This is a genomic window from Methylobacterium mesophilicum SR1.6/6 (assembly GCF_000364445.2).
Classification (GTDB): Bacteria; Pseudomonadota; Alphaproteobacteria; order Rhizobiales; family Beijerinckiaceae; genus Methylobacterium; species Methylobacterium mesophilicum_A.
The window spans coordinates 1,962,025-1,975,939 of sequence record NZ_CP043538.1; the positions used below are offsets into that span (position 1 = coordinate 1,962,025).

12 protein-coding genes are annotated in these 13,915 nt (G+C 69.0%); 8 read left to right on the forward strand and 4 right to left on the reverse strand.

The genetic code is table 11. The annotated features are described in order from the left end of the window. Positions 1 to 56 precede the first annotated feature (56 nt). The 8 genes from MMSR116_RS09235 (at position 57) to MMSR116_RS09270 (ending at position 11,102) form a co-directional block, all read left to right on the forward strand. Positions 57 to 509, forward strand: a complete 453-nt coding sequence (locus MMSR116_RS09235) for a hypothetical protein (protein ID WP_244625631.1) — start codon at positions 57 to 59, stop codon at positions 507 to 509. Positions 510 to 661: 152 nt separating this feature from the next. After that, positions 662 to 1,957, forward strand: coding sequence for an efflux RND transporter periplasmic adaptor subunit (locus MMSR116_RS09240; protein ID WP_010684844.1), 1,296 nt, complete (start codon positions 662 to 664; stop codon positions 1,955 to 1,957). Between the two features lie 18 nt (positions 1,958 to 1,975). After that, positions 1,976 to 5,134 (forward strand): multidrug efflux RND transporter permease subunit, encoded by a 3,159-nt coding sequence (locus tag MMSR116_RS09245; protein WP_010684845.1) that lies wholly within the window; start codon positions 1,976 to 1,978, stop codon positions 5,132 to 5,134. A 424-nt stretch (positions 5,135 to 5,558) separates the two neighbouring features. Continuing rightward, a complete protein-coding gene (locus MMSR116_RS09250) occupies positions 5,559 to 7,175 on the forward strand; it encodes an ABC transporter substrate-binding protein (protein WP_010684846.1) in 1,617 nt (538 codons plus the stop codon). 10 nt (positions 7,176 to 7,185) lie between these two features. Next, positions 7,186 to 8,166: an ABC transporter permease gene (locus tag MMSR116_RS09255; RefSeq protein ID WP_010684847.1), complete on the forward strand. Its 981-nt coding sequence runs from the start codon at positions 7,186 to 7,188 to the stop codon at positions 8,164 to 8,166. 10 nt (positions 8,167 to 8,176) lie between these two features. Next, the gene (locus MMSR116_RS09260) at positions 8,177 to 9,148 is read left to right on the forward strand and encodes an ABC transporter permease (protein ID WP_010684848.1); all 972 of its coding nucleotides are present in this window, start codon (positions 8,177 to 8,179) and stop codon (positions 9,146 to 9,148) included. Then, positions 9,145 to 10,125 (forward strand): ABC transporter ATP-binding protein, encoded by a 981-nt coding sequence (locus MMSR116_RS09265; protein WP_010684849.1) that lies wholly within the window; start codon positions 9,145 to 9,147, stop codon positions 10,123 to 10,125. The genes MMSR116_RS09260 and MMSR116_RS09265 overlap by 4 nt, the downstream gene beginning before the upstream one ends. Beyond that, complete coding sequence (locus MMSR116_RS09270; RefSeq protein WP_010684850.1) at positions 10,122 to 11,102, forward strand: ABC transporter ATP-binding protein; 981 nt, start codon at positions 10,122 to 10,124, stop codon at positions 11,100 to 11,102. Before MMSR116_RS09265 ends, MMSR116_RS09270 begins: the two co-directional genes overlap by 4 nt. A 133-nt stretch (positions 11,103 to 11,235) precedes the next feature. Here the strand turns inward: MMSR116_RS09270 and MMSR116_RS09275 are convergent, their stop codons facing one another. From MMSR116_RS09275 to MMSR116_RS09290, 4 genes are all read right to left on the reverse strand, one after another. Beyond that, positions 11,236 to 11,649: a hypothetical protein gene (locus MMSR116_RS09275; RefSeq protein WP_158168656.1), complete on the reverse strand. Its 414-nt coding sequence runs from the start codon at positions 11,647 to 11,649 to the stop codon at positions 11,236 to 11,238. Between the two features lie 417 nt (positions 11,650 to 12,066). Continuing rightward, the gene (locus tag MMSR116_RS09280) at positions 12,067 to 12,270 is read right to left on the reverse strand and encodes a hypothetical protein (protein ID WP_010684852.1); all 204 of its coding nucleotides are present in this window, start codon (positions 12,268 to 12,270) and stop codon (positions 12,067 to 12,069) included. Positions 12,271 to 12,400: 130 nt separating this feature from the next. Continuing rightward, positions 12,401 to 13,219, reverse strand: a complete 819-nt coding sequence (locus MMSR116_RS09285; protein ID WP_010684853.1) for a YfdX family protein — start codon at positions 13,217 to 13,219, stop codon at positions 12,401 to 12,403. A gap of 242 nt (positions 13,220 to 13,461) precedes the next feature. Then, a complete protein-coding gene (locus MMSR116_RS09290) occupies positions 13,462 to 13,905 on the reverse strand; it encodes an MEKHLA domain-containing protein (RefSeq protein WP_010684854.1) in 444 nt (147 codons plus the stop codon). Positions 13,906 to 13,915 lie beyond the last annotated feature (10 nt).

The window sequence follows — 13,915 nt, forward strand, 5'->3', positions numbered from 1 at the left end:
TTCCGCGGGTAGCTGTGTGCTGTACGCAACACTCGCCGGGTGGCGCGACGCTGTGGGTGATTGCGCCCGGCGACGGCCATGCTTATCTCGGGATCGTGATCCGATCCGCCGCCCTCCTGGTCCGCCGCGTCGCGGGCCCGCCGGACCGCCTCGTCCGGGGCCTCGCCGTGCTGGCGCTGCTCGTCCTCGCGACGGCCGCGATGGTCACCGCCCCTGCGTGCGCCGAATCCGCGCGGGCCGAAGGACCGGCCTGCGCCATCGCGGGCCCGCGCCTGGCGATGCTTTCGGGTGCGCCGAATGCGCAGCCCGAGGCCGAGCGCTCCGCCTTCGGCCGCACCGATCTCTGCGCCGCCGATTGCGAGATCCTCACCGAACTGGGCCTGCCGCGCCCGCCTGTCGACGCGCCGCGGCCCCGTCACACCGCCGCCGCATCGTTCGATCACAGGTCCGACACCGTGCCGGCCTCCGCGCCGGACGGGACGTTGCACCGGCCTCCACGGCTGGCCTGACGCGCGTCCGGGCCTGACGGCCGGCGGGGGCGCACCTGTCCCGATCTCCGCGCGGCCGGCCCCTTGACCGGCCCCGAGATCCGACTCGACGATGCGCGGGCCCCTGCTCCGCGCCAGCCTTCAGACGCATGTTCCCAGGAGCGTCGGTAACCGTGACCCGCACTCTGTCCGCCCAAACCCTGTCCTCGTTCCGCGCGACGACCTGCGCGACCGTTCTCCTGCCCGCTGCCCTGCTCCTGCTCGGGCTCGCAGCCTGCAACCCGAAGCAGGCCGCCGCGCCGACCCCGCCCGTCCCGGAGGTGGGCTTCGTGAAGGTGGAGCCCCAGGCGATCCCGTACCTGCGCGACCTCCCGGGCCGCGTCGCCCCGATGCGCATCGCCGAGGTCCGCTCCCGGGTCTCCGGGCTCGTGGTGAAGCGGCTGTTCGAGCAGGGCAGCATGGTCAAGGAGGGGGACATCCTCTACAAGATCGACCCGGCGCCCTACGAGGTCGAGCTCGCCAGCGCGGAGGCGGCCCTCGCCCGCCAGGAAGCGGCCCTCGTGCTCGCCCGCCAGCAGGCCGACCGGCTGGAGCAGCTGCTCACCCGCGCCACCGCCAGCCAGGCCCAGTACGACGCCGCCTTCGCGGCCAAGAAGCAGGCGGAGGCCGAGGTGGCCGGCGCCAAGGCGACCCGCGACCGGGCGCAGCTCAACCTCGGCTGGACCGACGTGCGCGCGCCGATCACCGGCCGCATCGGCCGGGCGCTGCTCACCGAGGGCACCCTGATCGAGCCCGGCTCCACGGGGGCGCTCGCCACGATCCAGCAGCTCGACCCGATCTACGTCGACATCACCCAGTCGGTGGGCGAGCTGAACCGCCTGCGTCGGGACCTTGCCAGCGGCGAGCTGGCGCGGCTCGAAGACAACACCGCCAACGTCCACCTGATCATGGACGACGGTTCCCTCTACCCACTGGCGGGCCGGCTGCTGTTCTCGGACGTCACCGCCGACCCGAGCACCGGGCAGGTGACCCTGCGGGTGCAGTTCCCCAACCCGCACGACGAGCTCTTCCCCGGCATGTACGTCCGGGCGCGGATCAAGCAGGGCATCGACTCCGACGCCATCGCGGTGCCGCAGCAGGCGATCCAGCGCACCGACGACGGCCGCGCCGAGGTCTGGATCGTGCGCGCCGACGAGACCGTGATGCGCCAGCCCGTCGAGGTCGGACCGGTCGTCGGACAGAACTGGCTGATCCGCTCGGGGCTGAAGGCCGGCGAGCGCGTCGTGATCGACGGCTTCCAGAAGATCACCGTGGGCGCCAAGGTGAAGCCCCTCGACCAGACCCCGGTCCACGGCGAGACCGGCCCGAAGCACGATGCGGACGAGGCCCCCGACGCTGCGAGCGAGCAGAATCCCGGCGACAAGGCGGAGGCCGCCCCGCGGGCCGCCGCCGTCCAGCCGCGCCGCTGAGCCCGGGAGAGCCCGATCATGGCACGCTTCTTCATCGACCGCCCGGTCTTCGCCTGGGTGGTGGCCCTGTTCATCTGCCTAGGCGGCGCCCTCGCCATCCCGAACCTGCCGGTGGCGCAGTACCCGGTGATCGCGCCCCCCTCCATCGCACTGTCGACAGCCTATCCCGGCGCCTCGGTGGAGAGCCTCTACATCGGCACCACCCGGCTCATCGAGGATGAGCTCAACGGCGCGGCCAACATCATGAGCTTCGAGTCGACCACCGACTCGTTCGGCTCGGTCAACATCACCGCCACCTTCCAGCCGGGCACCGACCCGTCGCTCGCCTCGGTCGAGGTGCAGAACCGGCTGAAGCGCGTGGAAGCGCGCCTGCCGGCTGAGGTGCGCCAGCAGGGCATCCTGGTGGAGGAGGCCTCGGCCGCGACCCTGAACATCATCACGCTCGTCTCCAAGGACGGGTCGATGGACGAGGTCGGCCTCGGCGACTTCCTGATCCGCAACGTCATCAACGAGATCCGCCGCATCCCCGGCGTCGGCCGCGCGACGCTCTACTCGACGGAGCGGTCGCTGCGCGTCTGGGTCGATCCCGACAAGCTGCGCGGCCTCTCGCTCAGCGCCTCGGACGTCACCGACGCGATCCGCAACCAGAACGTCCAGGTCGCGTCCGGCTCGGTCGGCGCGCAGCCGAGCCCGACCCGGCAGTCGCTCACCGTGCCGATCATCGTGAAGGGGCAGCTCGGTACGATCGAGGATTTCGGCGCCGTCGTGCTGCGGGCGAATCCGGATGGCTCGAACGTGCGCCTGCGCGACGTCGCCCGGATCGAGCTCGGCGGCGACGCCTACCAGTTCTCCACGCGCCTCAACGGCGGCCCCGCCGCCGGCATCTCGGTGACGCTCGCCCCCGACGGCAACGCGCTCGAGACTGCCAAGGCGATCCGCGCCAAGATGGTGGAGCTGTCCCAGTTCTTCCCGCCGGACCTGAAGTGGGACATCCCGTACGACATCACCCCGGCGGTGGAGGCCTCCATCGAGAAGGTGCTGCACACGCTGGTCGAGGCGGTGGTGCTGGTCTTCCTCGTGATGTTCCTGTTCCTGCAGAACATCCGCTACACCCTGATCCCCACCATCGTGGTGCCGATCGCCCTCATGGGCACGGTCACGGTGATGTGGATCTCGGGCTTCTCGGTGAACGTGCTCACCATGTTCGGCATGGTGCTGGCCATCGGCATCCTGGTCGACGACGCCATCGTGGTGGTGGAGAACGTCGAGCGGATCATGAACGAGGAGGGGCTGCCGCCGAAGGAGGCCACCAAGAAGGCCATGGGGCAGATCACCGGCGCGATCATCGGCATCACCCTGGTGCTGATCGCCGTGTTCATCCCGATGGCGTTCTTCCCCGGCTCGGTGGGCATCATCTACCGGCAGTTCTCGATCGCGATGGTCACCTCCATCGCCTTCTCGGCGCTGCTCGCCCTGTCGCTGACGCCGGCGCTGTGCGCGACCTTCCTGAAGCCGATCGAGAAGGGCCACGGCCACGCCAAGGGCGGCGTGTTCGGGATGTTCAACCGTATCGTCGATCGCGAGACCGCCCGCTACGGCCGCGGCACCGCAGCGTTCATCCGGAAGTCCGGCCGGGTGATGCTGGTCTACGTCGCGCTGGTGGCGGGCACGGCCTACGCCTTCGTCAACCTGCCGGAGGGCTTCCTGCCGGTCGAGGACCAGGGCTTCTTCACGGTCGACATCCAGACGCCCCCGGGTGCCTCCTACAACCGCACCCAGGAGGCGGTGCGCAAGGTCGAGGAGCACCTGCTGGCGCAGCCCGGCGTCGCCACCGTGACGATGCTCAACGGCTTCTCGTTCTCGGGGCAGGCCCCGAGCACCAGCCAGGCCTTCGTCACGCTTAAGCCCTGGTCGGAGCGCGACGCCAAGAACTCGGCCGCCGCCCTCGTCGCCGGCACCAACGCGGCGCTGGCCAGCTACCGCGACGCCACCGTCGATGCCCAGGAGCCGCCGCCGGTGGACAACCTCGGCAATGCGGCGGGCTTCTCGTTCCGCCTGCAGGACCGGGCCAACCGCGGCTACGCGGCGCTGCTGTCGGCCCAGGAGCAGCTCCTGAAGCTGGCCTCGCAGAGCCCGATCCTCCAGAAGGTGAAGATCGAGGGCCTGCCGCCGACGCCGCAGGCGGAGCTGGTCATCGACCGCGAGAAGGCGGCGGCGCTCGGCGTGAAGTTCGAGGACATCAACGCCACGATCCAGCTCAACCTGGGCTCGGTTTACCCGAACGACTTCCCCAACCGGGGCAAGATGCAGCGCGTCTACGTGCAGGCCGAGCAGCTCCAGCGCATGAACGCCTCGGACATCCTCAACTACGCGGTGAAGAACGCCACCAACACGATGGTGCCGATGTCGTCCTTCGCGGAGCTGAAATGGAGCATGGGGCCGAGCCAGATCGTCGGCTTCAACGGCTACCAGTCGGTGCGCTTCACCGGCGAGCCGAACCCCGGCTACACGTCGGGCGACGCCATCGCCGAGATGGAGCGGCTGATGCTGCAGCTGCCGAAGGGCTTCGGCTACGCCTGGACGGGTCAGTCCTACCAGGAGAAGCAGGCGGGCAGCCAGGCGAGCCTGCTGCTGGCCCTCTCGGTGCTGATCGTGTTCCTGTGCCTCGCCGCGCTCTACGAGAGCTGGGCGATCCCGGTCTCGGTGATGCTGGTGATCCCGCTGGGTGTCATCGGCGCGGTGGCGGCCGTGTACCTGCGCGGCATGCCCAACGACGTGTACTTCAAGATCGGGCTGATCACGATCATCGGCCTCTCGGCCAAGAACGCGATCCTGATCGTGGAGTTCGCCAAGGATCTCTGGAAGCCCGGCACCTCCGTGGTGCGGGCCGCGGTCGAGGCGGCCACCCTTCGGTTCCGGCCGATCGTGATGACGTCGCTCGCATTCATCTTCGGCGTGGTGCCGCTGGCCATCGCCACCGGCGCCGCCTCGAAGAGCCAGCAGGCGATCGGCACCGGCGTGATGGGCGGCATGATCACCGCGACCGTGCTGGCGGTGTTCTTCGTGCCGGTCTTCTTCGTCGTGGTCATGCGCCTGTTCCGGCGCAAGGCGGTGACCGAGGGCGAGCGGGCGGAGGCACAGACGCGGCACGAGCCGGCGCGGGTCGCGGCGGAGTGAGGCGGCGATCGCCGGTACGCGGTGTGCCCAGACTAAAACGTTAAGAAGTATAGCACTTTCCCCTCCCCCTTGTGGGGAGGGGTCAGGGGTGGAAGTGGTGCCGGATCGCGCGTGACGGTGCCTCCTGAACCACCCCCACCTCCAACTCCTCCGCACAAGGGGGAGGAGAGCGCGTCCCCGCTAGCGGTGTCGGAATGTCGTAGCCCGCAGAGGGGGCGGGGTGCGCGTGTCGCGCCGCGTCAATCCCGCGATGCGTCAACCATGATCGGGCGGGGAAAACGCACTTTGAAAGTCGACCAATGTCACTCGCCCGCGACAGGCACGGTCCTCGTCTTGTATACAGATGGTCCGATGCTTGCTGACGCCGCGGTGGACACCGCCGGGGTAGCTGGCCGGTGGCGCATTCACGGTCTCGGAGATCCGCTTGTCCCGTTCAGCCCTGAAGACCCTCGCCCGCGGCGTGTCCGCGGTCGCGGTCGCGACGTTCGGGTTCGCCGCGCTGCCCGCGCAGGCCGCCAACGTCTTCCGCTTCGCCTTCCAGGGTGACCTCAAATCCCTCGACCCGTACTCCCTCAAGGAGAGCTTCACCGAGGGGATGCAGCAGGCGGCCTACGAGTCGCTCGTCACCCTCGACAAGAACCTGAAATTCGCGCCGGCCCTCGCGGAATCCTGGGAGACGCCCGAGCCGACCCGCTGGCGCTTCCACCTGCGCAAGAACGTCAAGTTCCACGACGGCACGCCGTTCACCGCCGACGACGTGCTCTTTTCCGCCCAGCGCGTCCGGGCCCCGGGCTCGAACTTCACCACCAACGTCCCGGCCGACGCCGAGTTCGTGAAGGTCGACGACTACACCGTCGACATGGTGCTGAAGAAGCCGAACCCCATCGCCATCGCCCAGTTCCCCACCTGGGTGATCATGTCGAAGGCGTGGTCCGAGAAGAACGGCGTCGTCCAGCCGACGCCCCCCAGCGCCACCAGCCCGAGCTACGCCACGCTGCACGAGAACGGGACCGGCCCGTTCGTGATCACCGAGCACCAGCCCGGCGTGAAGACCGTCTTCAAGAAATTCGACGGCTATTGGGGCAAGGTGGAGTCGAACCTCGACGAGGCGATCCTGACCACCATCGCCAACCCGGCGACCCGCGTCGCCGCGCTGCTCTCCGGCGAGGTCGACTGGATCGACCCCGTGCCGCTGCAGGACCAGCAGCGGGTCAATGCCAGCGGCACCGCCACCGTGATGGCGGGGCCTGAGCTGCGCACGATCTTCCTCGGCATGGACCAGGATCGGGACGAGCTGAAGGATTCGAGCGTCAAGGGCAAGAACCCGTTCAAGGACATCAAGGTGCGCGAGGCCTTCTACCTCGCCATCGACGAGGACACGATCGCCAAGCGCGTCATGCGCGGGCAGGCGGTGCCCTCCGCGCTGATGATCGCCCCGGCCCTCTACGACCGCGGCGCCGAGTTCAAGCGCCCGGCCACCGACCTCAAGAAGGCCAAGGAGCTGATGGCCCAGGCGGGCTACCCGGACGGGTTCTCGCTGACCATGGATTGCCCGAACGACCGCTACGTCAACGACGAGGCGATCTGCCAGGCGGTGGTCTCGATGCTGGCCCGCATCAACGTCAAGGTGAACCTGAACGCCCAGCCGAAGGCCAAGTACTTCGCCAAGGTGCTGGCGCCGGCCTACGACACCTCGTTCTACCTGCTGGGCTGGACCCCGTCCTCGCTGGACAGCCACAACATCCTCTACGAGATCGTCGGCTGCCGGAAGCCCGGCGACAAGTCGGGCCGGGGCAGCTGGAACCTCGCGGGCTACTGCGACCCGAAGATCGACGAGATCGCCGACAAGGTCGAATCCGAGACCGACAAGACCAAGCGCGACGCGCTGATCAAGGAGGGGTTCGACGTCCTCAACACCGACTGGGGCTACATCCCGCTGCACCAGCAGGCTCTGGCCTGGGGCGTCTCCAAGAAGGTCCACCTGACGCAGCGCGCCGACAACCTGCTGCTGCTCTACTGGGTGTCGAAAGACCCGCAGTAGGGTCGGAGGCGTGCTCGCCTTCCTCCTGCGCCGGGTGATCCAGGCGGCCGCGGTCCTCGCGGTCGTCGGGCTCATCGCCTTCGCGATGTTCCGGTTCGCGGGCGATCCCGTGAACCAGATCGTCGGGCCCGACACCACCGTGGCCGAGCGGGCTCAGATCCGGACGGATCTCGGCCTCGACGATCCGGTGCTGGTCCAGTTCGTCCGCTACGCCGGCAGCGTGGTGCGGGGCCAGTTCGGTATCTCGTACCAGTTCCGGCAGCCGGTCTCCCAGTTGCTCGCCGAGCGCATGCCGGCGACGCTGGAGCTCGCCTTCTGTGCCACGGTCTTCGCCCTGGTGGTGGGGATCCTGATGGGCGTGTACTGCGCGCTCTTCCGCGACTCCTGGCTCGCCGGGCTGTTCCAGGCGGTCTCGCTGATCGGGATCAGCCTGCCGACCTTCCTGATCGGCATCCTGCTGATCTACCTGTTCTCGGTGACGCTCGGCTGGCTGCCCTCCTACGGGCGCGGCGACACGGTGCGGCTCGGCTGGTGGACCACCGGCTTCCTGACCGCCTCGGGACTCAAGGCGCTGAACCTGCCCTCGGTGACGCTCGGCCTGTTCCAGATGACGCTGATCATGCGGCTGGTGCGCGCCGAGATGCTGGAGGTGCTGCGCACCGACTACGTCCGCTTCGCCAGGGCGCGGGGGCTCACCACCCGCGCCGTCCACCTGCGCCACGCCTTGAAGAACACGCTGGTGCCGGTGATCACCATCGCGGGGCTGCAGCTCGGTTCGGTGATCGCCTTCTCGATCATCACCGAGACGGTGTTCCAGTGGCCCGGCATGGGCCTGCTCTTCGTCCAGGCCGTGCAGAACGTCGATATCCCGATCATGTCGGCGTACCTGCTGCTCGTCGCGCTGATCTTCGTGACCATCAACCTCGTGGTCGACATCCTCTACACGGTGGTGGACCCGCGCCTGCGGCTGCCCGCCGGGCGGGCGGCGTGAGGGGCGGGCGATGAGCGGATACGACCTCGACGCGGGCGACGCCCCGCCGGTCCCGCTGCCGGAGGCGAAGCCCTCGCGGCTCGCGCGCTGGCGCGAGTCCGACCTGCTGGCGAACTTCCTGCGCTCGAAAACCGCCGTGGCGGCGCTGATCGCCACGGTGCTGATGGTCGGCCTCGCCTTCGCGTCGCCGTGGATCGCGCCGCAGAACCCCTACGACCCAGCCCAGCTCGACCTGATCAACTCCAACCTGCCGCCGATCTGGCAGGCGGACGGGCAGGCGCCCTACTATCTCGGCACCGACGACCAGGGCCGGGACGTGCTCTCGGCCGTGCTGTACGGCCTGCGCCTGTCGCTGATCGTCGGCGTGCTCGGGGTGGTGACCTCCGGCATCCTCGGCATCGCGCTCGGCTTGATCGCCGGCTACGCGGGCGGCTTCCTCGACACGCTGATCATGCGGGTCGCCGACGTGCAGCTCACCTTCCCGGCGATCCTGATCGCCCTGGTGGTGGACGGCGTCGCCAAGGCGAGCTTCGGCAGTGCCCTCGATGTCGGGCCGCTGATCGGGCTGATCGTGGTCTCGATCGGCCTGTCTTTCTGGGTGCAGTACGCCCGGACCGTGCGCTCCTCCGTGATGGTCGAGAAGGGCAAGGACTACGTCCAGGCGGCGCGGCTGATCGGCCTGTCGCCGCCGGTGATCATGGTCCGCCACGTCCTGCCGAACGTCACCGGCCCGGTCTTCGTGATCGCGACGATCAACCTCGCGCTCGCGATCATCACCGAGGCGACGCTGTCGTTCCTCGGCACCGGCCTGCCCGAGACCATGCCGTCGCTCGGCACGCTGATCCGCACCGGCAACCGGTTCCTGTTCTCCGGCGAGTGGTGGATCGTCGCCTTCCCGGGGCTGGCGCTCGCCGGGCTCGTCATCGCCATCAACCTCCTGGGGGATTGGCTGCGCGACGCGCTCAATCCGAAGCTGCAATGACCGAGACCATCCTCTCCGTGCGCGACCTGACGGTCGCCTTCGACACCCGCCGCGGGCCGCTCACCGCCATCGACCGGGTCTCGTTCGACATCGGCCGCGGCGAGATTTTAGGCGTCGTCGGCGAGTCCGGGGCCGGCAAGTCGGTGACCGGCTCGGCGGTGATCGGGCTGATCGACCGGCCCGGACGCATCGCCGGCGGCGAGATCTCCTTACGCGGCGAGCGGATCGACAACCTCTCCCCGGAGGCGATGCGGCGGGTGCGCGGCAAGCGCATCGGCATGATCTTCCAGGATCCGCTGACCTCCCTCGACCCGCTGTTCCGCGTCGGCGACCAGATCGTCGAGACCCTGCGCACCCATACCGACCTCTCCGCGAAGGCTGCCCGCACCCGCGCCATCGACCTTCTGGCCGAGGTCGGCATCCCGGCGCCGGAGCGGCGGATCGACGGCTACCCGCACGAATTCTCCGGCGGCATGCGCCAGCGGGTGGTGATCGCCCTGGCGCTCGCCGCCGAGCCGGAGCTGATCATCGCCGACGAGCCGACCACGGCGCTGGACGTCTCGGTCCAGGCCCAGATCATCACGCTGCTGAAGCGCCTGTGCCGCGAGCACGGCACTGCGGTGATGCTGGTGACCCACGACATGGGGGTGATCGCCGAGGCCGCCGACCGGGTGGCGGTGATGTATGCCGGGCGGGTGGCCGAGATCGGCCCGGTCGCCTCGGTGATCGCCAAGCCCCACCACCCCTACGCGGTCGGCCTGATGGGGGCGATCCCGACCCTGTCGCAGGAGGCCGACCGCCTCAGCCAGATTCCCGGCTCGATGCCGCGGCTCACCGCCATCCCGAAGGGTTGCGCCTTCAACCCGCGCTGCCCGAAGGTCTTCGCGCGGTGCCGCGTCGAGCGGCCCGAGCCGATCCCGGTCGATGCCAGCCGGGTCGCCTGTCACCTGTACGATGCAGCGGAGCGCGCGGCGTGAGCGCCTACGTCGAGGTCACCGACCTGCGCCGCCGGTTCGACGTCTCCAAACCCTGGCTCAACCGGGTGATCGAGCGCGAGCCCCGCAAATTCCTCACCGCGGTTGACCGGGTCGGCTTCGCGATCGAGAAGGGCGAGACCTTCGCGATCGTGGGCGAATCCGGCTCCGGCAAGTCGACGGTGGCCCGCATGGTGGTCGGCCTGCTGCCGCCCTCCGCCGGCGAGGTCACGATCACCGGCGTCTCGATGACCGACCCGCGCCAGGCTGCCGCCCGGCGGCGCCTGCGCGCCCGCATCCAGATGATTTTCCAGGATCCCTACGCGTCCATGAACCCGCGCTGGCGGGTCGGAAAGATCATCGCCGAGCCGATCCGGGCCTTCGACCTGATCCAGGGGGAGGGGGCAATCCGCGCCCGGGTCAGCGAGCTGCTCGGCCTCGTCGGTCTCCACGCGGATGACGCCAGAAAATACCCGCACGAGTTCTCCGGCGGCCAGCGCCAGCGGGTGGCGATCGCTCGGGCGCTGGCGAGCGAGGCCGAGTTCCTGGTGGGCGACGAGCCGACCTCGGCGCTCGACGTCTCGGTGCAGGCGCAGATCCTCAACCTGATGCGCGATCTGCAGGACCGGCTGGGGCTGACCTACCTGTTCATCTCCCACAACCTCGCCGTGGTGCGCCACATGGCGACCCGGGTGGGCGTGATGTATCTCGGCCGTCTCGTGGAAGTCGCCTCCGCCAGGGACCTGTTCGCGCGGCCGCGCCATCCGTACACGCGGATGCTCCTCGACGCGGTGCCCGACCTCGCCCATGTCGGCCGCGCCCGGGTGCCGGTCTCCGGCGAGATCCCGAACCCGATCGACCCGCCTCCGGGCTGCACCTTCCACCCGCGCTGCCCGCTGGCGAACGAGCGCTGCCGCGCCGAGGTGCCGGCGCTCCTCGACGGCGTCGCCTGCCATGCCGTGCAGGAGGGGCGTGCCTGACCGGGAGCGCGCGATGTCGGATCCATGTCGCCCGCGGCGGCACTCGCGGACGGTGATGGCATTCAGGCCGTCTGCGCTCTTGTCCGGGGATCGAGAATCCGATGCTGAGCCAAGGTCGTCGGTTGCCGGTGCACTACCGGGCGTTGATCTGACTGATGAAGACGTCGCCGCGGCGATCGGATGAACGCCAAGTCCTCGTCGTCCCGAAGGTGGAAACCTGTTCGATGTGAACGCGGTAGCGATCCGGCCCGGCCGATGCGCGCCAGTCGAATTGCTGCGGTACCGTGGCGCTCTCAGCAAGCCCCAGGCGCACCCTCACCTTGGATCTTGCGACCGGGGCGGCGTTGACCGGAGCGGCCAGATGATAGCCTCCGCGCCTGTAATACGGCCCGAGCGATGACGGATCTTCACCATTCGATAAGATTGTCACGGGAAATGCCGGCCTGCCACCTTGCTCGATGAAGAGGCAGTACCGCAGATCGGTCGGATCTGTCAGGAAGGTACAATCGTTGATCTTCGAAGGTAGGGCCTGAGCCCAGCCATACACCGGAACAGTCCATAGGACTGCTGCGAGAATTGTTCTTCCTAAAAGCATCGTCGGGACCAGATTTCAGCCAAGAGATTCGGCTTCAATCAAGCAAATGTCGTGCGCGGTCCGAAAGGCAAGCGGCCGTCGCCCGTTGTGCTCGACTTTATACCCGGTCCTGATCGACGCGGAGGCTGCCCGGTGTGCCTGCGCACCGTCGCCGAGCGTTGCAACGGCGGACTGGCGTGGTCGGGAGTACCCGATACAGGTCCTGTTTGAACGCTTCGGGTTGCTGCGTCCCTCCCGTCATCACAAGCGAAGCGAAGTGGCGCGGGAAAACAACCCGGGGTGGCGCAACCTGACGCGGGCGCACCACCCCTGGATTGCGTCGCGTCCCTCGCGAGGACGGCGATGCCAAGGGGCTCGAGCGGAAGCCGCTCAGCGGCGGTTCTTGATGAGGCTGTCGACGTTCCTGTTGGCCTCCCTGTTCTCCTTCCGCTGCATGGCAATCGCGTGCCGGGTGTCCTTCATCGACATCCGATCGCGCTTGCCTTGCGGCATCCCGTTCGGCGCCGCCAGGGCCGGCGTGACCGCCCAGAGGGTTGCCAAACACAGGGCAGCGCGCGTCGTCTTCTTGAGCATGATCGATCCTCCATTCGGTCGGTGGGGCAGGATGTTTGCGCGAAACCCTCTGCGGATCAGCGGGTGCCGGTGACCGGTGTCGGCCGGCGCGCCGCGCCGGCCGGGACGGGCTCGGGTCAGCGGGACCCGTTCACTTGCCGGCCTTGGTGCTCGCCGTCGTGCCGGAGGCCTGCGGCGCCGTCGTGCCGGTCGTGGCGGACGTCGTGGCGGACGTCGTGGCGGCCTTGGCCGTCTGAGGCACGGCGACGGCGTCGATCACGTCGAAGCGCATCGCGTCCTGCGCGGTCTTCAGGATCGCGTTCGCCTCATAGTACTTGCCCTGTCCGATCAGCGTCGCCGCCTGATCGACGTCCGCCATGGTCTTGTTGAGCGGCAGGACCGCCATCGTGAAGTTGACGTCCACGTGGGCGAGCTTGAGCTTCTCCAGCGCGCCCTTCTGGTCCCCCTGCGCGAGGTTCTTGTTCGCCTCGGTCACGGCCGAGGCCTTGGCGGGCGTGGCCACGAAGTCGTCGCCCAGGGTGAGCTGCGCATCCACCGGCACCCAGGCGACCGGATCCTTGGACGCCGGCTTCGCGTCGGCCTTCGCGGCCGTCGCCGTCGCCGTCGCTGTCGCCTTGCCGGTCATGTCGGCGGGCGTCTTGAGGTCGGCCTCCGCCCTGTTGAACACCGCGTCGTCCGTCTTCGCCTTGGCGAAGGCCGCCTGCGCCTTGCCGATCATGTCCTTGGCCTGCGCGGGATCGGCCTCGAAGATGGCGATGCGCGTGAGCTGGAGATCCCTGAAGCCCTGCGCGCCGTCCTTCGAGAGCTCGCCGACATCCGCGTCGACCGCCTTCTGGCTCGCGCTGATCGGCATGCTGTTCTGCTGAGCCGCCTGCTCGGCCGCGAAGGCGGTCCCGCCGAGGATGGTGGTGAGCACGAGCGCCGCAGCCATAGACTTGTGGTAAGTCATCATTCGTCTCCATCTGAGCGCCGGATCTAAGGCTTTGCTTTGAATTCGCCTTATTCATTCCGTGTTCAGATAATAGACTTGGGTCGTCTTGGTCGCATGTCCGGACGATTAAAAAACCGCAATGCAGGGCCGGGGGCGTGGCACCGCAAGCCGCGACGCCGACCCAGGTCGGGCATGCCTCTCCGGCGACGCGGACAGGCCTTGCGAAGCGTGGCGTTACGAGCGGGCGGGCGCCCCGGCGTTCACGCGTCGCGCCACTCGGAAAACGTCGCCGCCTGACCCACCGTCACGCCGTCGCGGTCGAGCTGCCAGACCACCGCCCGCTCGATCCAGAAGCGGCGCCCGTCCTTGGCGATGCGCAGGCCGCGGTAGCCGCGGGTGAACCCGTCCCGGGTGACCGCGTCGAGCAGCCGCTGCCGCTCGGCGCGCTCGGGCGCCTCCGCCGAGAGCCGCGACGGCAGGCCAATGAGTTCCTCGCGCCCGTAGCCGAAGCAGGCCTGCGCGGCCCGGTTGGCGTAGACGAAGCGCGGATCCGCACCGCCGTCATGGGCGAGGACCGCGAAGGGCGCCGCGTCGTAGAGCCAGCCGGCATCCCTGCCCGGCGGCACCAGGGGCGTGCCGAGGCGGCGCGCGTAGCTGCCGGCGAGGACGGCGAAGAAGTCCGGGTCGCGCGACAGGTCGGCCATGGCCGGCGGG